17 protein-coding genes and 1 pseudogene are annotated in these 18,027 nt (G+C 71.4%); 8 read left to right on the top strand and 10 right to left on the bottom strand.

Features of this window, described 5'->3' with window-relative positions; all coding sequences use genetic code 11:
• Positions 1-3: 3 nt before the first annotated feature.
• From ABZ441_RS21490 to ABZ441_RS21465, 6 genes are read right to left on the bottom strand one after another with little or no spacing between them, the layout of a single operon-like run.
• A complete protein-coding gene (locus tag ABZ441_RS21490) occupies positions 4-1,212 on the bottom strand; it encodes a cytochrome P450 (RefSeq protein WP_358976479.1) in 1,209 nt (402 codons plus the stop codon).
• Positions 1,209-2,444, bottom strand: coding sequence for a cytochrome P450 (locus ABZ441_RS21485; RefSeq protein ID WP_358976476.1), 1,236 nt, complete (start codon positions 2,442-2,444; stop codon positions 1,209-1,211). The genes ABZ441_RS21490 and ABZ441_RS21485 overlap by 4 nt, the downstream gene beginning before the upstream one ends.
• A complete protein-coding gene (locus ABZ441_RS21480) occupies positions 2,441-3,100 on the bottom strand; it encodes an ATP/GTP-binding protein (protein ID WP_358976473.1) in 660 nt (219 codons plus the stop codon). Before ABZ441_RS21480 ends, ABZ441_RS21485 begins: the two co-directional genes overlap by 4 nt.
• Entirely contained in the window at positions 3,081-3,452 is a 372-nt protein-coding gene (locus tag ABZ441_RS21475) for a DUF742 domain-containing protein (RefSeq protein ID WP_205018214.1), read from the bottom strand. The genes ABZ441_RS21480 and ABZ441_RS21475 overlap by 20 nt, the downstream gene beginning before the upstream one ends.
• Positions 3,449-3,880 carry a roadblock/LC7 domain-containing protein gene (locus ABZ441_RS21470; RefSeq protein WP_358976468.1) on the bottom strand — a complete coding sequence of 144 codons (432 nt, stop codon included), beginning with the start codon at positions 3,878-3,880 and terminating at the stop codon, positions 3,449-3,451. Before ABZ441_RS21470 ends, ABZ441_RS21475 begins: the two co-directional genes overlap by 4 nt.
• On the bottom strand, positions 3,877-5,412 hold the full coding sequence (locus ABZ441_RS21465) for an ATP-binding protein (RefSeq protein ID WP_358976465.1): 1,536 nt from the start codon (positions 5,410-5,412) through the stop codon (positions 3,877-3,879). Before ABZ441_RS21465 ends, ABZ441_RS21470 begins: the two co-directional genes overlap by 4 nt.
• 448 nt (positions 5,413-5,860) lie before the next feature.
• Here ABZ441_RS21465 and ABZ441_RS21460 point away from each other — a divergent pair, with 448 nt between their 5' ends.
• Both ABZ441_RS21460 and ABZ441_RS21455 read left to right on the top strand, forming a co-directional pair.
• A complete protein-coding gene (locus tag ABZ441_RS21460; RefSeq protein ID WP_358976462.1) occupies positions 5,861-7,621 on the top strand; it encodes an LCP family protein in 1,761 nt (586 codons plus the stop codon).
• A gap of 246 nt (positions 7,622-7,867) precedes the next feature.
• Positions 7,868-10,639 carry an FAD-binding and (Fe-S)-binding domain-containing protein gene (locus tag ABZ441_RS21455; protein ID WP_358976459.1) on the top strand — a complete coding sequence of 924 codons (2,772 nt, stop codon included), beginning with the start codon at positions 7,868-7,870 and terminating at the stop codon, positions 10,637-10,639.
• A gap of 36 nt (positions 10,640-10,675) precedes the next feature.
• On the opposite strand, the gene ABZ441_RS21450 is transcribed toward ABZ441_RS21455, so the two are convergent.
• Positions 10,676-11,599, bottom strand: a complete 924-nt coding sequence (locus tag ABZ441_RS21450) for a LysR family transcriptional regulator (protein WP_358976456.1) — start codon at positions 11,597-11,599, stop codon at positions 10,676-10,678.
• Between the two features lie 141 nt (positions 11,600-11,740).
• Here ABZ441_RS21450 and ABZ441_RS21445 point away from each other — a divergent pair, with 141 nt between their 5' ends.
• From ABZ441_RS21445 to ABZ441_RS21435, 3 genes are all read left to right on the top strand, one after another.
• The gene (locus ABZ441_RS21445; RefSeq protein ID WP_358976453.1) at positions 11,741-12,700 is read left to right on the top strand and encodes an EamA family transporter; all 960 of its coding nucleotides are present in this window, start codon (positions 11,741-11,743) and stop codon (positions 12,698-12,700) included.
• A gap of 93 nt (positions 12,701-12,793) precedes the next feature.
• The gene (locus ABZ441_RS21440; protein ID WP_358976755.1) at positions 12,794-13,312 is read left to right on the top strand and encodes a DUF664 domain-containing protein; all 519 of its coding nucleotides are present in this window, start codon (positions 12,794-12,796) and stop codon (positions 13,310-13,312) included.
• 122 nt (positions 13,313-13,434) lie between these two features.
• Entirely contained in the window at positions 13,435-13,605 is a 171-nt protein-coding gene (locus ABZ441_RS21435) for a hypothetical protein (RefSeq protein WP_358976450.1), read from the top strand.
• A gap of 13 nt (positions 13,606-13,618) precedes the next feature.
• On the opposite strand, the pseudogene ABZ441_RS21430 reads toward ABZ441_RS21435, so the two are convergent.
• Positions 13,619-13,717 (bottom strand): annotated as a pseudogene (locus ABZ441_RS21430) (VapC toxin family PIN domain ribonuclease); the annotation flags it as partial.
• A 42-nt stretch (positions 13,718-13,759) separates the two neighbouring features.
• Between ABZ441_RS21430 and ABZ441_RS21425 the strand changes: the two are divergent.
• From ABZ441_RS21425 to ABZ441_RS21415, 3 genes are all read left to right on the top strand, one after another.
• Positions 13,760-14,125 carry a signal peptidase I gene (locus tag ABZ441_RS21425; protein WP_358976447.1) on the top strand — a complete coding sequence of 122 codons (366 nt, stop codon included), beginning with the start codon at positions 13,760-13,762 and terminating at the stop codon, positions 14,123-14,125.
• 72 nt (positions 14,126-14,197) lie between these two features.
• A complete protein-coding gene (locus ABZ441_RS21420; protein WP_358976444.1) occupies positions 14,198-14,596 on the top strand; it encodes a DUF2785 domain-containing protein in 399 nt (132 codons plus the stop codon).
• A 174-nt stretch (positions 14,597-14,770) separates the two neighbouring features.
• On the top strand, positions 14,771-16,054 hold the full coding sequence (locus ABZ441_RS21415) for a restriction endonuclease (protein ID WP_358976441.1): 1,284 nt from the start codon (positions 14,771-14,773) through the stop codon (positions 16,052-16,054).
• 241 nt (positions 16,055-16,295) lie between these two features.
• On the opposite strand, the gene ABZ441_RS21410 is transcribed toward ABZ441_RS21415, so the two are convergent.
• A complete protein-coding gene (locus tag ABZ441_RS21410; RefSeq protein WP_358976438.1) occupies positions 16,296-16,844 on the bottom strand; it encodes a hypothetical protein in 549 nt (182 codons plus the stop codon).
• The coding region (locus ABZ441_RS21405) for an alpha/beta hydrolase (RefSeq protein ID WP_358976435.1) at positions 16,834-18,027 on the bottom strand (1,194 nt) is incomplete at its 5' end. The genes ABZ441_RS21410 and ABZ441_RS21405, both read right to left, overlap by 11 nt.

The following is an 18,027-nucleotide window of genomic DNA, read 5'->3' as shown; positions in this document are numbered from 1 at the left end:
GGATCAGCCCAGATCGACGGGCAGCTCGTGCAGGTCGTTCTGGGTCACGATCGGCTTGTTCCGCAGCTCGGAGGCCGGTACCGCGAGCTCCAGATCCGGGAATCGCTCGTACAGCGCGGGCAGCGCGACCCCCGCTTCCAGCCGGGACAGCGCGGCGCCCGGGCAGACGTGCGGGCCGTGGCCGAAGGCGATGTGGCGGTTGGGGGAGCGGGTGATGTCGAACTCACCGGCGGTCGGCCCGTACTGCTGCTCGTCGCGTCCCAGCGCGCCGAAGGAGACGATCAGGGCCTCGCCCTTCGGCAGGACCTTGTCGCCGACCTCGATGTCCTCGGTCGCGAAGCGGATCAGGACGTGCGAGGTCGGGGTGTTCCAGCGCAGGGTCTCCTCGATCACGTTCTCCCACGGCACCTCGCCGCTCAGCACGCGCCTGCGCTGCTCGGGATGCGTCTGGAGAGCCTCGACGACATTGACGACCAGGCTGATCGTGGTCTCGTGACCGGCCGCGATGATCAGCTGCAGCGTGTTGACGATCTCCTCGTCGGTGAGGTGGTCACCGTCCTCGGAGGCCGCGATCAGCGCACTGGTCAGGTCGTCGCCCGAGTTCGCCCGCTTGTCGTCGACGATCTTCGTGAAGAGGGTGCCGAGGTCCGCCATCATCTGCGGGACCTCCTGGGGCGGGGTCTGCGTCGAGAAGAACTTCTCGAACAGCTCCTTGAGCCGGGGGTGGTCGGAGGCGTCCACGCCCATCAGTTCGCTGATGACGTTCATCGGCAGCGGGTAGGCGAACTCCGCCTTCAGATCGACCGTCTCGCCCTTCGGGTGCGCCGCGAGCCGGTCCAGGGAGGCGTTCGTCAGCGCCTCGATACCGGCACGCAGCCGCTCCACCCGCTTCACCGTCAGCGCCTGCGCGACCAGGCCGCGCAGCCTGCGGTGGTCGGCGCCGTCGACCGTCAGCATGGAGCGGCCCGGGTTGACCAGACCGATCAGCGGCCAGTCCATCGGGATCTCGCCCCGCTGCCAGGCGTTCCAGACGTCGATGTCCTTGACCACCCGGCTGTCGGTGAGCAGCCGGCGGGCCTCGGCGTGGTGCGTCACCGCGTAGCAGTGCACTCCGCCGGGGAGCTCCACCTCGGCCAGGGGGCCGGCGGCGCGCAGCGCCGCACTCTCGGCGTCGAGGTCGGCGACGAGGGGATCGAGCGCGATCCGTGTCATTTCTGGCCTCCAAGTGCGGGGGTGGGCGTGAAGCGCACCGGCAGTTCCGTCAGGCCGCGCAGCCACGGGGACGGGCGCCGGGTCAGCTGGTCCTCGGGGATGTCGAGGTCGATGTCCGGGAGCCGGTCCAGGAGCACCTCGATCCCCGTACGGGCGACGACCTCGGCGGTCTCCTGGGCGGGGAACGGGCAGCGGTGCTCGCCGTGGCCGAAGGAGAGGAAGGCACTGTTGCCGCCGGTCAGGGTGGAGCCGTCGGTGCGTACCTGCGGGTCGCCGTTGGCGGCGGCGATACCGAGGAGCAGCATGTCGCCGGCGCGGATGTGGCGCCCGCCGAGGTGGGTGTCGCGGGAGGCCCAGCGGCCCGCCACGTTCTGGGTGGGGGTGTCCTCCCAGAGCACCTCGTTCATGGCCTCGGCGACGCTGTGCCGGCCGCCGGAGAGCGAGGCGGCGAAGCGGTCGTCGATCAGCATCAGCCGCAGCGAGTTGCCGATCCAGTCGGCGGTGGGCTGGTGGCCGGCCGCCATCATGACCATGAGGTCCTCGGCGACTTCTTCGTCGGTGAAGCCGCCGGGATCCTCCAGCATCCTGGTCGCCACGTCGTCGCCCGGCTCGGCGTGCTTGTCGGCCAGGAGCTGGTACATGGCCCCGCCGAGGTGCTGCTGGCCGGCCAGCGCCCGCTCACGGCCGTCGATCATGTCGTTGAGCGCCACCACGAGCGGGCCGCCGACCTCGTCGCTGAACCCGTAGAGCTTCGCCAGCACCCGGGCCGGGAGCCGCATCGCGTACTCGGCGATGATGTCGGTCCGCCCGGTCGCGCAGAACTGGTCGATGAGGCTGTCGGCGAACTCCTCCGCGTACCCCTTCAGCGTGAACGGGTCGACGGCCTCCAGCGCGTTGCTGATCATGGCCGCGCGGACGCTGTGCCGCTCACCGACGGTGTAGAGGATCGACGGCTGCTTGCGGCCGATCATCGGACGCAGCGGCCAGCCCTCAGGGATGTTGTCCCACTGGTTCCACAGGTCGGAGTCCCGGCTGAAGAGCACCGGGTCGTTGGTGACCTGGTGCAGTTCGCGGTAGCCGACGATCAGCCAGGCGGGTATGTCGCCGTCGAGCACGACCGGGGCCACGGCACCGTGGTCGCGGCGCATGTCCCGGTACAGCTGCACGGGGTCGGTCTGGAACCGTGGCCCGGACAGGGGAACGGCACCGTGGGACACGGGGCACTGGGTCACAGCGTGGGCTCCGGGGTCTTGGCCGTCTCCGGGGCAGGGCTTCCTGCCGGGGCCGCGTCCGCGGCCTTCGCACGGGCGACGGAGAGTGCGTGGAGGTGCTCGACCAGCGTGATCAGGACGTACTTGCTGGAGGAGCGGTCGCGGGCGTCGCACTCGACGAGCGGGACGTCGGGGGAGAGGTCGAGGGCCTCACGGATCTGCTGCTCGGTGTGGAACGAGCCGCCGAAGTCGTTGCACGCGACGATGAACGGCGTGCCGTGGTGCTCCAGCCGGTCGATCGCGTACCAGGAGTCGGCGAGCCGCCGGGTGTCGACGAGGACGACGGCGCCCAGGGTTCCGGAGAAGAGCCGGTCCCAGAGGAACCAGAAGCGTTCCTGTCCGGGCGCGCCGAAGAGGTAGAGGACCGAGCGTGCGTCCAGCGTGATGCGGCCGAAGTCGAAGGCGACCGTGGTGGACGACTTGGACTGCACGCCGTCGAGGTCGTCGACGGCCTCGCCCGCGCGGGTCATGGTCTCTTCCGTGTTGAGCGGACGGATCTCGCTCACGGATCGGACCATGGTGGTCTTGCCGACCCCGAAGCCGCCGACGACGACGATCTTCAGTCCGTTGTCGGCCGTCGCCTGCAGGGCGGCACGGTCAGAGGTTGCGGAGTCCAACGAGCACCTGTTCCAGGGTGTCGGTGTCGGGGAGCCGGTCCTCGACACGTGCAGTACGGGGGTGGCGGGCGCTGATCCGGCCGGTGTCGAGCAGGTCGCACAGCATGATGCGGACGATGCTGACGGGCAGATTCAGGGTGGCCGAGATCTCGACGACCGCGGTGGGGCTGTGGCACATCCGCAGGATCGCGACGTGCTCCGACTGCATCCCGGGGTTCGGTTCGCACTCGGCGACGACGAGCGTCACCAGGTCGAACGCGGCCGAGTCGGACCGGCTGCGGCCACCCGTCAGGGTGTACAGCCGGTCCGGGTCGTCGTCGCGTCCGGGGCGGGGGCGCGGGACGGAGGTCATACGTCCGCTGTTTCCGTGGCGGTGGCCGCGGCTCCGCGCGGCGGGGCGACGAGGTATTCGCCGAGCTGCTCGACGAGTTCACTCATGTTGTGGCCGACGAGGCCGACGTCGGAGTCCTCCGCCGCCACGACCGCGAGGTGTGCGCCCGCGCCGGCCTCGACGATGAACAGCACGCCGCCGTAGAACTCGGTCATCGCGGACCGCACGCCGCCGGAGCCGTCACCGAACTCGATCGACGCGCCGTGCGACAGGCTCTGGATGCCGGCGGAGATCGCCGCCAGCTGGTCGGCCTGGTCGACGGAGAGTTCGGGGGTGCGGCACAGCTTCAGGCCGTCCCGGGACAGGACGAGGGCGTGCCGGGCGCCGGGCGTGCGGTCGAGCAGCCCCTCCAGCAGCCAGTTCAGCTTCTCGTCGGTGGTCGCGCTCATCGGGTGTTGCCTTCCGGGTGCGGGGAGTTGGCTCGTACCGCCTGGCTGAAGGTGCTGAAGCGGGCAGCCTGGACCTTCGGGTCGGTGGTACGCGGCCGGGGGGATTCGGCGCCGCCGGGAGCGGCGTTGCCTGTACGGGCCTCTGCGGCGGCCAGGGTGCGGCCGCGGCGGCGCTGGGGGAGACCGCTCTCGCCGATCTGCGGCACGGTGCCGGTGGACTCGGACGCGGACTCGGTGCTCCGGCCGTCGTCCGCGCGTGCCGCGCCGTCCGTCGGTGCCGCGGAGCCGGGGGAGCCCGCCGATGCCGATGCCGATGCCGATGCCGGGGTCCGGCGCTCCGTGTCCGGCGTCGCGTGGTCCGGCTCGGGCTCGGGGCGCCGGGCGGGCGCCGGGCGGGCCGCGGGCATGGGCGTACGGGAGATGAGCTCCTGCGGAAGCATCATCAGCGCGCCCGTGCCGCCGCGTGCCGAGGGGCGGAAGGAGACGGTGAGACCGTGCTTCCTGGCCAGCCGGCCGACGACGGCGAGGCCGAGCCGGGTGCCGGAGATGCCGGTGAGGTCCTGGTTGTCCGCCGACACCGCCCGCTCGGCACGGCGCAGCTGCACGTCGCTCATCACCAGACCGCTGTCCTCGACGGTGACGACGATGCCCGCCGGGACCTCCTCGACGTAGACGTGCACCTCGGCGGTGGGCGGGGAGAAGTTGGCAGCGTTGTCAAGGAGTTCCGCCAGGGCGTGCATGACACCCTCGGCGGCGTGGCCCGCGATCGCCACATCGCTGGTGGAGTGGAGGCGGATGCGCTGGTAGCCGCCGATGCGGCCCATCGCGCCGCGCAGGATGGACTCCATCACGATCGGCTTGGCCCAACGGCGCCCGGAGCGCGCGCCGGTCAGTACGGCGATGGAGTCGGCGAGCCGTCCCGCCTGGGCGGTGCGGTGGTCCAGGTGCAGCAGGTCATGGAGCACGTCCTCGCCGGTGTGCCGGTGCTCCATCTCCCGCAGGTCGGCCAGCATGCTCGTGGAGAGGGCCTGCATCCGGCCCGCGGCGTTGGCGCAGGCGGCGATCGCGGCGGCACGCTCGGTCTCGCTGCGCCGGGCGCGGGCGGTGAGCCGCGCGGTCTCGGTGGTGAGCCGCTCGTGCTGCTCGGCTGCCTCGGCGGTGACCTGTGCGACCCGGTCCTCCGCCTCGATGGTGACCCGGGCCGTCTCCGAGGAGGCTGCCGCTCTGATCCGGGCGGTCTCGGCGGTGAAGCGCTGTGCTTCGGCGGCGGAGCTCGAGACGAGGCGGGAGGTCTCGGCGGTGAAGCGTGCGGAGTCGGCGGCCCGCATGGCCCGCAGGCCGCGGGAGGTGGCGAGTGTGTGGACCGTGACGGTCACCGCGACGCACAGGAGCACGGCCGCGGCGCCCGCCCCCCACGCGAGCGGTGTCCGTACCGAGGCGGGAGCGGCGGCGACCGCCCACAGGCACAGAGCACCGGTAACGGCTGCCGAGATCAGCAGGGCGAGTGCGGTCGGCCGGAGTGAAGGGCGCAATCGGAGTCCTCGGGGCGGACGGTACGAAGTGACGGACGGGAGTGGTGGAGGGACAATCGGGGTATTTCGGTGCGTGACGGTGAAACAGTCACAACTGGAGCTGATTGTTCCTGATCAAGTCACGGCAACTATAGGAGAATTGGCGACTTGTTTGGGGATTCCTTGTGGCCACTTTTGTTTGAAATCTGGCTTGAATCGATTCCTGTCGCGCCCTGTGATCGGTGTTTTCCTTGTCAATCGACGGGTTGGGCGGGTGAGTAGTGATGATTGCGGCGTTATGTCCCCTGTGTGAGGCTTGATTTGTCACGATCGTCGCTCGTGGGCCGGTGGCCAGCTAGTGTGAGCGCTCCGGTGCAGTCGGCCCTCCCAGGTCGGCACCGCCGTAAGACACACCGCGCGCCTTGAAGGGGGAGGCGCCGCGTGGCCCCGACGGAGGACGCAGGCAACCGTGGACGCGCAAGGCCGTGGGCGGGACGAGGGCATCGACCCCGCAGACCAGTGGGTACTCAACCCGGACACCGGTGATTACGAACTGCGACTGACCCCCTCCTCTGGGCGATCAGCCGCGGCGGCCGGTACGACCGATGCCAGAACTCCCGGGACACGCCGCAGGCCGGGGCGGACGACGCCGCCCGCCGACAAGGCATCCGTGCCCGGTCAGCGTGGCGGGCGCCGGGGTGCCGGCGGCGGACGCGGGGACCGGGACGAGCCGCGCAAGCAGGGTGGCAGGGCGGCGGCACCGGCCACCGGGCGCCGCAAGGCCAAGCCCAGGAAGTCCGGCAAGAAGAAGGCCCTGGTGTGGACGGGCGGCGTGCTCGCCTTCCTGCTGGTGGGCGTCGGCACCACGGGCTACTTCGTGTACGAGCACTTCAACGGCAACATCACCGCCATCTCGACCGACGGTGCCGGAACCGGTGGCTTCAGCAAGGACCGGGCGATCAACGTCCTGGTGATCGGTACGGACAAGCGGACCGGTGAGGGCAACGAGGGCTACGGGGACGCGGGCAGTGTCGGCCACGCCGACACCAACATCCTCTTCCACGTCTCCAAGGACCGTACGAACGCGACCGCGCTGAGCATCCCGCGTGACCTGATAGCCGATATCCCGAACTGTCCGACGAAGCTGGAGAACGGCGAGGAGAAGGACATCCCGGGGACGCCCGGCGGGCGCTTCAACACCAGCCTCGGGCAGTCCGACCGCACCCCCAGCTGCACCATGCGGACCGTCACCGAGCTCACCGGCATCACACCCGACCACTTCATGGTGGCCGACTTCAACGCGGTCAAGTCCCTGACGACCGCCGTCGGAGGCGTGGACGTCTGCCTGGCCAAGGACATCAACGACAAGGACTCCCACCTCAAGCTGTCCAAGGGCGAGCACACCCTCCAGGGCGAGCAGGCCCTGTCCTTCCTGCGCACCCGGCACTCGGTCGGCTTCGGCAGCGACCTGAGCCGCATCGAGATCCAGCAGCAGTTCCTGGGCTCGCTGATGCGCAAGCTGAAGTCCAGCGACACCCTGACCAGCCCCACGAAGATGTGGTCCCTCGCGGAGGCGGCCACCAAGGCGCTCACCGTCGACGACCAGATCGACGACATCAACAAGCTCCGCAAGCTGGGCATGGAGCTGGCTTCGGTCGACCCGAAGAACATCACGTTCACGACGGTCCCGGTGCTGGACAACCCGAATGACAAGGCCACCGTCATACTCGACGAGTCCAAGGCGCCGCAGGTCTTCTCGATGATGCGCGAGGACGTCTCCTTCACCGCCGTGGAGAAGCAGGAGAAGGCCGCGGCGAAGGCCAAGGCGGACGCCAAGCTCAAGGGCGAGATGGCCGACGCGGCGGACGTGCGGGTCGACGTCTACAACGGCGGTGCCCCCGCCGGCTCCGCACAGAACGCCCTCGACTGGCTGCAGAACGAAGAGAGCGTGCTGAAGTCCACGAACCAGGCGAACGCGCCGGAGGACGTGAAGAAGACCCAGCTCGTCTACGGCCCCAACCAGGCTGACCAGGCACGCAGGCTGGCCGACATGATGGGCCTGTCGGCCTCGGCCCTCAAGCCGACGACGACGGACGCGGGCGAGATGGACCCGATGAAGCTGACGCTGGGACCGGACTTCAAGAAGGCGGGAAGCCCGCTCTCGGCCCCGCAGAAGGCTCCGGACGACATCCAGCGCGTGGAGGCCGACAAGGCGGTCTGCGCGAAGTAGCGCGAAGCCGGCCCCTCCCACCTCGAGGAGGGGCCGGCAGCACGCCTCAGGCCGGGTGCCGCCCGACTTCGCCCCGGCGCCCGCCTCCGTGCGCACCGCCCGCCTCCGTGCGCACCGCCCGCCTCCGTGCGCACCGCCCGCCTCCGTGCGCACCGCCCGCCTCCGGCAGGGTGCTGTGCCATCCGCCTCCAGCCCGTCCGGCGCCGGACGGCCCTCCTTCGCGTCCGGGACCGGCATGCTGGGCCCATGCCCGCCACCGACCTCACCCGAGCCCTGGCCCAGGCGATCCGCGGCGACGTGGAGTCCGACGCGACCGCCCGCGCCCTGACGACCATGGACGCGTCCAACTACCGCCGCGTCCCGCACGCGGTCGTGGCCCCCCGGGACACCGCGGACGTCGCCGAGACCCTGCGCATCTGCCGGGAGTACGCCACGCCCGTCGTGCCCCGGGGTGCCGGCACCTCCATCGCCGGTCAGGCCACCGGCACCGGCGTCGTCCTGGACTTCACCCGTCACATGCGGCGCATCACCGAGCTGGACCCCGCCTCCCGCACCGCCGTCGTCCAGCCCGGCGTCGTCCTGGACGACCTGCGTGCCGCAGCCGCCCCGCACGGGCTGACGTTCGGCCCCGATCCCTCCACCCACAACCGCTGCACCCTCGGCGGCATGATCGGCAACAACTCCTGCGGCTCCCACTCCGTCGCCTGGGGCACCACCGCCGACAACCTCCGCAGCCTGCGCGTCGTGCGCTACGGCGGCGGCGAGGCCCTGCACATCGGCCGTGACCTGCCCGACGCGCCGCCCGGCCTCCACGAGTTCGCCGCCGCCCACCTCGCCTCCCTGCGCACCGGCTTCCCCGAACTCCCGCGTCGCATCTCCGGATACGCCCTCGACGCCCTGCTTCCCGAGCACGGCCCGGACCCCGCCCGCGCCCTCTGCGGCAGCGAGGGAACCCTCGCCGTGGTCACCGAGGCGACCCTGCGCCTCGTCGAGCCGCCCGCCACCCGTGCGCTCGCCGTCCTCGGATACGCCGACGAGCAGGCCGCCGCCGAAGCCGCCCCCGGCCTGCTCCCGTACGGCCCGCTCACCGTCGAGGGCATGGCCGCCGACCTCGTACGCGAACCTGCCGGCCTGCCCCGCGGCACGGCCTGGCTGTTCGTGGAGACGGGCGGCGCGACCCCCGCCGAGGCCCGCGCCCACGCGACCCGGATCCTGCGAGCGGCCGACGCCCTGGACGGCACCGTCGTCACCGAGCCCGCCGCCATGCGCACCCTGTGGCGCATCCGCGAGGACGCCGCCGGCACGGCGACCCGGATGCCGGACGGCACGGAGGCCTGGCCCGGCTGGGAGGACTGCGCCGTACCGCCCGCCCGCCTCGGCCCGTACCTCCGCGACTTCCGGGCCCTGCTCGCCGAACACGGCCTGCACGGCACCCCGTACGGGCACTTCGGCGACGGCTGCATCCACGTACGCATCGACTTCGACCTGCTGACCGAACAGGGTGTGGCCCGCTTCCGCCGCTACTCCGAGGAACAGGCCGACCTCGTCGTCGCCCACGGCGGATCACTCAGCGGCGAACACGGCGACGGGCAGGCGAGGGCCGAGCTCCTGCACCGGATGTACGGGGACGACATGGTGCGCCTGTTCACGCGCTTCAAGGACCTCTGGGATCCCGACGGCGGCCTGAACCCGGGCATCCTCGCCCGTCCCGCCCGCCTGGACGAGAACCTCCGCTTCGCGGTGCTCCCCGGGCGTCCCGTGGACGTGGCCTTCGGTTATCCGCACGACGGCGGCGACTTCACCGCGGCGGTACGGCGCTGCGTCGGTGTCGCCAAGTGCCGTACGGCGAAGGCGGGTCCGGATGTCATGTGCCCCTCCTTCCGGGCGACCGGCGAGGAGGCGCACTCCACCCGGGGCCGCGCCAGACTGCTCCACGAGATGCTCGCGGGCGAGGTGATCACGGACGGGTGGCGGTCCACCGAGGTGCGGGACGCACTCGATCTGTGCCTGTCCTGCAAGGGCTGCCGGACCGACTGCCCGGCGGGCGTCGACATGGCCACGTACAAGGCGGAGTTCCTCCACCACCACTACAGGGGCCGGCCGCGCCCGGCCGCGCACTACGCGATGGGCGGCCTCCCCAGATGGCTGCGGATGGCGGCCCCCTTCGCGGGCCTGCTCAACGCCCTGGCGCGGAGCGGGCCGCTCGCCGCCCTGGCGCGACGCGTCGGCGGCATCGATCCGCGCCGGGCGCTCCCGGTCCTGGCCCGGCAGACGTTCCGTGCCTGGGTGCGTGCCCGCCGGACACCGGGGGCAGGGGAGGCCGTCGTCCTCTGGCCGGACACCTTCACCGACCACCTCTCGCCGGAGGTGGGCCGCGCGGCGGTCCGGGTCCTGGAGTCGGCCGGCCGGACGCCGGTGCTGCCCGGCCGGGGTGTGTGCTGCGGCCTCACCTACGTGTCGACGGGCCGGCTCGACGCGGCCCGCGCGGTCATGCGCCGCACGCTGGACCGGCTGGGCCCGGCCCTCGGCGCCCCGGTCGTCGTCCTGGAACCGAGCTGCGGCGCCACCCTCCGCACGGATCTGCCGGAGCTCCTGCCCGACGACCCGCGCGCCGCCGAACTCGCCGCCTCCGTGCGCACCCTGGCCCAGTACCTGGAGGAGTACGCACCCGACTGGGCGCCACCACGGCTGGACCGCCGCGTCGCCGGCCAGACCCACTGCCACCAGCACGCGGTGCTCGGCGACGGGGCCGAGCGCAGGCTCCGCGAGAGGGCGGGCCTGACCGGTGAGCTGAGCGCCGGCTGCTGCGGTCTGGCCGGCAACTTCGGGTTCGAGAAGGGTCATTGGGACGTCTCGGTGGCCTGCGCCGAGGAGCAGCTGCTCCCCTCCGTGCGGGCGGCCGGACACGGCACGGAACTGCTGGCCGACGGCTTCTCCTGCCGCACCCAGCTCGACCAGCTGACGGGCCGCCGCGCCCGGCACCTCGCCGAGGTGCTGGCGGAGGGACTGGACGCGTAGAGGGCAACGTGCGTCAGATCTTCGCGACGGGCTCGTTCATCGCCACGGGGCGTTTCCGGGCGGCGTCGGCCGTTCGCGCGCCACGATCTCCCGGGCCAGCTCCGCCAGTCGGGGCAGTGCGGGATGGCCGGGCCCGTCGCGGCGGGCCAGCAGGACGGGCAGCTGAGGAGCGTCGTCCAGCGGTACGTAGGTGACCCCGGCGTGCGGATGCATCTGGGCGGTGGACGCCCCCGATACACCGCTGCCCCGTCCGGCCGCGATGGCGGTGAGCCAGTCGTCGGTGTTGGCGACGGTGAGCGTGGCGGCCGGACGTGCGTGCGGGGGCCACAGGTCGAGCGTGGTGGCGCCCGAGACGGTGTTCAGGACGACCGCGTCGCCGGTCAGATCGGCCAGGGACAGCGAGTCACGGGCGGCCAGCGGGCCGTCGGCCGCCACGGCCGCCACCCGCTCCTCGCTGAACAGCACCTCGGTGACGAGCCCCGGGGCGGCCACCGGCCCCCGGAGCAGCGCCGCGTCCACCTCGCCGCGCGTGAGGCCCGCCGTCCGGTCGTCGATGCGCAGCAGCTCGAGCGGGGTCTCCGGGTGGCGCTGCTGCCAGGTCCGCAGGAGCGGTGTGGTGTACGGGCCGAACGCGGACCAGGCGTGCCCGAGCCGCAGCGGCCAGTGGCGCAGCCGGCCGGGGTCGAGTGCCTCGTCGAAGGCGCCGACCGCGGCGGCGGCCTTGTCGCGGAAGGCGACGCCCTCGGAGGTGAGGGCGAGGTGGTGGGTGGACCGGTCGACGAGCCGGACGCCCAGGTGCCTCTCCAGGGCCGCGAGCGTCCGGGATACGACGGGCTGCGTGACCCGCAGCCGCGCGGCGGCACGGGTGACGCTGCCCTCGTCGGCGATGGCGAGGAAGGCCCGCAGGTGCCGGACCTCGATGCCGCGACCGCCGCTCCCGGTGGCCTGCCCTGTGCTCATGCGTCCGGAGCATAACGGGAGCGCAATCGGCATTTCACTGGAGGCGCGCCGGTCTCTACGGTGAGAGCGTGAGCGACGTGATCCCAGTGTCGTATCGTAGACTGCCTGGTGCACTCCATTGGACTTGATGAAAGGCTTCCGGTGAACGACCCGCACGCAGCCGCAGAGCCGGCCGCTGCCGTATCCGTACCCGAGGCGGTGTCCGCGCTCGACGAGCCGGGGCGCGGCAGGCAGGGTCGCCCCGGCGGGCGCGGGGCGGCGCTCGGGCCGGTCGCGCTGGTCGTCGCGGGTGGGCTCTCCGTCCAGTTCGGCGCGGCCGTCGCCGTCCTGCTGATGCCGAAGGCCGGTGCGCTCGGCGTCGTCACCCTGCGCCTCGCCGCCGCCGCGCTCGTCCTGCTCGTCGTGTGCCGGCCGAAGCTGCGGGGGCACTCGCGTGCCGACTGGGGCACCGTGCTCGCCTTCGGTGTCGCGATGGGCGGCATGAACACGCTCTTCTACCAGGCCGTCGACCGCATCCCGCTGGGCGCGGCCGTCACCCTGGAGGTCCTCGGCCCGCTGGTGCTGTCCGTCGTCGCCTCCCGCAGGCTGGCCAACCTCGTATGGGCGGCGCTGGCGCTGGGCGGTGTCGTCCTGCTCAGCGGCGGTGGTTTCGACCGCCTGGACCCGGTCGGGGCGGCGTACGCCCTGGGCGCGGGCGTCATGTGGGCGACGTACATCGTCTTCAGCGCCCGCACCGGCCGCCGCTTCCCGCAGGCGGACGGGCTGGCCCTGGCCATGGTGGTGGCGGCGGTGCTCTCCCTGCCCCTCGGCATCATGGAGGCCGGCTCGAAGCTCGTCGTCCCCTCCACGCTGGGCCTGGGCATCGCCGTGGCCCTGCTGAGCTCGGTCCTCCCGTACACCCTCGAACTCATGGCCCTGCGCCGGCTGCCCGCGCCGACCTTCGCGATCCTGATGAGCCTCGAACCGGCCATCGCGGCCACGGCGGGCTTCCTCATACTCGACCAGGCTCTCTCCTCGACGGACGCCCTGGCCATCGCCTTGGTCATCGGGGCGAGCATGGGCGCGGTGCGCAGCCAGTCGCGGGGTCCCGGGAAGCGGTGAGCCGGTCGCTCCGGGTGACTCACTCATTCCGTTCCGCTGCGGCGCCGGGCGTCCGATCCTAGGGTGGTCGCGATGGCCGACCTGGAGGAACACATGCCCGAACGCGACGATCTGCTCGCCCTCGTGACCGATCAGCGCACCAACTTTCTCTACACCGTCGCGGAACTCGACGACGCGGGGGCCCGGGCCCGGACGACGGTCAGCGAGCTGACCCTCGGCGGACTCCTGAAGCACCTCGGACTCGTGCAGCGCAGCTGGCTCGACATCGTCGAGGGCACCGCTCCCGCCAAGGTCGACTGGGCTGACCTCGACCCCGACGGCAACCGGATGACCGACGCCGAGACGGTGCCCGGGCTGCTGGATGCCTTCCACACGGCGGCGGCCGCGTTCGACCGTACGGTGCGCGAGGAGGCCGACCTCGACCGCGAGGTCACGCTGCCCGCGTACCCCTGGTCGCCCCCGGAGCCGGTCGTCTGGACCGTCCGTCGCGTCCTGTGGCACATCTTCCGGGAGATCGCCCACCACAGCGGCCACGCCGACATCATCCGCGAGGCGCTGGACGGCGCCAGCACCACGGCGAAGATGGCCGAGGCGGCGTCGGAGGGGCAGTAGCGGCGCATTGCGGGGGCCGGCGCGGACGCCGTGGCGCGGCCGTGCCGGCCCTCCCCACGTCACCGTGCCGGGAGCGGGCGCGGGAGGCACGATGGAAGGGAGCGGAGGAAGAAGGCGCGCGCATGGGATCAGCAAAGGGAACCGACGAGTACGACGGGCTGTACTCGCACACCCCCTCGCAGGCCGAGGGCGAACGCGACGACGAGCCGGCCGTGCGTGGCCAGGCCGCCGAGACGCACCCCGACGTCCCCCGGACCGAACCCTCGCAGGCCGAGGGCGACCGCACGGAGTGACCTGGGCTGTGGCTCAGCCGTCGACGGGCAGGATGCGGAACGCGGTGAGGCCGGGCGTCAGGGGCGTGACGGCCCTGAAATCCCGCTGGTCGAGGGTGAAGATGCGGTCGGTCCCGGGCCGTAACAGCCGGACCCGCCTGTTACGTTCCCGGCCATGAGCGACGACGGCGTGTACGTGGGGCATGCGGAGAAGGACGCGGCACTCGATCACGGATGGCTGCTGGGCCACTTCAAGGAGCCGTCCGACCCGCGCCACAGCGAGGCCTTGGAGATCAAGTGGGGCGTCCACCCCCGGGGTGACGAACGCGCGCAGTGGGTGAGGGGCGAGAAGCGTACGGCGCTGCTCGTCCTCATCAGCGGTCGCTTCCGGATGCGGTTCCCCAGGCGGGACGTCCTTCTGGAACGCCGGGGCGACTACGTCGTATGGGGCCGGGGCGTCGACCACTCCTGGTACGCGGAGGAGGAGTCCGTGGTCCTGACCGTGCGCTGGCCCTCCGTCCCGGGCTACCGGGCCGGCTGATCCACCGGTCCGCCGAGCCGCGTCACCGACCGGCGGCCGGCACTGCCGCCAGGCCTTCCCGCAGGTCCCCACTTGCTGGCCGCCCTCTCCCGCCACCCTCGGCTGGACCCGTACCCGCTGGCAGAACTGGCGGTCTCCCGGCTACTGGCCGACACCGACCACGTCTTCGATGCGCAGGAAGACGACCGCCTGGCCTTCGCCCTCGCTCAGATCCTCAGCCACCCCGACCTCACCACCGCCCAGTCGGTGCAGTGGCTGGAACCCATTGCCGAGGCCTTCCGCACAGGTGAGCCAGGGCCGGTACCCGCTTGGGCATCCAACACCATGCGCACCCTGCGCATGCTCTACGTCCTGGCGGACCGCGGCTTCCGCGCTCCCGCCGCGGGAACACCTCGGGTGCTCACCCATCGAGCCGGAGTCCTCGACTCCATCGCCGAAACGCTCACGATCGTGGCCCCGTACGCGGGGTGACGCACTCGTGCGGCAAGGGGCCCCGGTCGCCGCGGTACGGCCGGTGTCCGTCCGGTGATGCCAGACGCCGGCAGCAACTGTCCGGAGCGCTACAGTCTGCTCACTTCGGAACAAGGGGTACGGGGGAAAACAGTGCAACTCGGTACATGCGCGGTCTGCAGGCTGCAGTTGCCTGTGAGTAAAGGGCTCATCGCCTCCCACAAGGTGGGAGGCGAGCGCTGCCCGGGAAGCGGCCGGGCGGCCGGGGGTCTGCGGACCCCGGACGAGGCCCGAGCCGCCGGCGGCGACGCGAAGGCGACGCGGCGCCCGCCGGTGGATGCCTGGGTGGAGACGATCCAGCTGCTGCTCGTGGTCCTTGGCGGCGTCGCCTTCCTCGTCGGGTTCATCGGTGCGCTGTTCTCCGAGACGGTTCCGCTGCTCGCGCTACCCGTTACCGCTGTCGCGGGAATCATCGCCTGGACACTCAACGTCACCCCGGCGGGCCGGCGTAACACCTCCCGGAACCAGGCCGAAGCAACCCGGCAGGCCGGAATCCGCGAGAGGAAGGCCGCGCGCGCCGAGGGGGAGCGGCAGAAGACCCGTGCCCGTGAGGCGGCCGAAGCGGCCCAGGCGCAGCGGCGCGCGGTACGTGAGTTGCTTGACGGCCTGCCCGAGCGCGGAGCGCCACAGGTGGAGGCGATCACCTACTGCCTCTCCCGAACCGGCGCGGCACGCGACCCACGCGTCCAGGCTGAGGCGGAGCGGCTCGCTCGACGACATGTCGCGGTCGACGAACGCATCCTCTGCGTCGCCCTGTCGGTGGTGGGCGAGCCCAGGAGGCGCCCGGCGCTGTTGATCCTCACCGACCGCGGGGCGGCCGTGTCGGACCGAGGCACGTCCTACCGGTGCGACCCCGATCCCGGTGATGTGACCGAGGGCTGGGGAGTCCAGGTCGGAGAGCTGCTCTTCTCCTTCCCCGGCAATCCTCAGCTGTGGACCGCCCTCGCCGCCCGAGCGGAGGCGGCGGCCCTGTCCGCACCAGCCGCACCCCTGACGGGCCGCCCTGAGCCACGGCTGATCCGCACGCCGCGGGATGCCGAACTCGTCGCCGTCGACTGGATGCGTTACCTGGGCTTCGCCGACGCGGTGGCCACGCCCGTCGGCGCCGACGAGGGGATCGACGTCATCTCCGAACGGGGCTTGGCCCAGGTGAAGATGGAGGGCAGGCCCACGAGCCGCCCGACCGTCCAGCAACTCCACGGTGTCGCCACCGCCAAGGAGCGGGAGGCCCTGTTCTTCTCACTGGGCGGCTACACCGTGCCGGCCTCTGCCTGGGCCTCGCAGCACGGGATCGCCCTCTTCCGGTACGACCACCAGGGGACGCCCGAAGCCGTCAACCCGCCGGCGTTGCGGCTGATGGAGGCAGCGGACGCACGGGCGCCCGAGCCGGCCGGCGCCGAGCACGGCGGCGACGCGTAGACCGTCCGCCGCCGTCTGCTGTCCCGTGGGCCGCAGCGGGGCGGGGGCACACACCGCCGGGCCACGAGTGCGGCACACCGTGCCCATACGACGGCTGTGACCGGCGTCCCGGTGGCGGTCGCCCTTCTCAGGCCCCTGGTCGCCCCGCCCTGTTCCCGGCGGGGCGACCCGTTCGGTGTGCCGGCCCGTTCGGTGTGCCGACCCCGACGAAAGCGGCAGCAACCACTACCCGGCGGTGTTGTCAGTAGCGGTCGACTTCTTCGCCCTCCGGTACCTGGTAGCAGGCGGATACCACGTTGACGACCAGGGTGGGCTCGTTGGTGTCACCGCCGCTGTCCTTCTCCCAGAATTCGACATTGACGGCGAATTTCTTCTCCGTTTGATCTGCCGTCAACTCCAGGCTTTTGGCCTTGCTGCTGTTCCGGCCGAAGTTGGTGATCTTCCAGCCGTGCTTCGGGAGATCCTCCTTGAGGCGCGTCATGGCCTTCATGAGTTCAGCGTCGGAGGGTCCGGTGAGGCTCCACGGGTGACGCATGAGGAACAGCTTCCCGCGCTCCGCGCCCTCGCAGGTGCTCACGCCCGGGCCTGACTTGGACGTTTTTCCCTTCAGCGCGATGACGTCGAGGATCTGGCTGGAGATCGCCTTCGTTTCGGCATCGACGTCGTCGATGCTGCGTGTTCCGACCGGCTTCGGCGTACCGGATTCCGTCTGGTCAGTCATGGCGCATCCTGTGAGTGCGGTAAGTGTGACGGCGGTCAGAAGTGCGCCGGCATTGATTTTATTCTTCAAGGGTTACCTTTCCGTACTGGCCCGTCACGACCGCCGCCTGGTTCTTCAGGCTGTCCGTGCCCGGGTCCCAGTATTCGCTGTGTCCCTCCGAGGTGCCTGTGGCCATCTGGTTCGCTCCGAACAGCTCGTCGCTGGGGATGATGGCCACACCGCCGCCCAGTCGCCACTGGTTGCCGCCGTGGCCGAAACGGCCGAGGTCGGGAACCGGGTCGTCCTCGGCCTCCTCGTTCCAGACATGCCCCTCGGGTACGTCCATCTGCGACGCCTCGCCCACCTGCACACCGGGGCTCCCCGCGAACACCACGTCATCCGCGTTCAGGTCGCCCTGGCGGGCCGCGGAGCCGATGAGCGTCGTCCCGTAGGAGTGGCCGACTGCCGTGTGGTGGCCGCCCGACTCCGTGGTGTTGGCCGTGTTGAGGCCTTCCATGAACTGGTTGAACGCAGGAGCCCCGTCGTCGGCGTAGTGCCGGAAGGGTGCATCCTTGACAACGCTCTGCGGAGCGTCGTATCCGAGCCAGGTGACGGTGGACACCTCTTTCCCTCCGGCCATCGCGTCGGATTCCCGCCAGAGGTTGGTCATTCGTTCCACATCTCCGCCTATGCCACCGAGGTTCGACGTGGTGCCGGGGACGTACACGGCGGTGTGATCGGCGGTATCGGGGTTTCCGTTGGCAACGATCGCCCGGCCGTTCTTCTCGGTGTCGAAACCCAGGAGGTAGGCGGGCGGCAACCCGTTCTCACCGGTGGAGTCGAACCGGTCCTCGATCGCCTGCATCCCCTTCAGGGAACTGTCGGCGCGTTCCTTCTGGGCGCCGTACTTCTCGTTCCACTTGCTCCAGCTGTCGTTCTGGATGACGGCCGGATAGGAGCCGTTGGGATTGGGGGAGTACTTCGTGGGCTCGGGAGGAATCCTGTCGAGCTCAAGCTGCACCTGGGCCTTGGCCGCTGCCAGCACCGTGCGGTTGGCCTCGTCCCGGTCCTCAGCCGGCAGCCCGTCCAGCGCCCCGACCGACGCGGGCTTCGTGGAGAGGTAGGCGGACTGCTCCTCGGGGCTGAGCCCGTTCCACCAGGCCGCGTTGTCCTTCGGGCTGCCGTCCTTCGGCGGTTCCGGCAGGGAGTCGAGGTAGTTCTTACCCGCCTCGCGGACCCCGCCCATGTCGGATTTCGCGTCGGCCCAGTCATG

The sequence above is a fragment of the Streptomyces sp. NPDC005752 genome (assembly GCF_040630715.1).
Taxonomy (GTDB): Bacteria; Actinomycetota; Actinomycetes; order Streptomycetales; family Streptomycetaceae; genus Streptomyces.
Note: the sequence above shows the minus strand (reverse complement) of the source record. Positions and strands in the feature narration are given on the sequence as shown.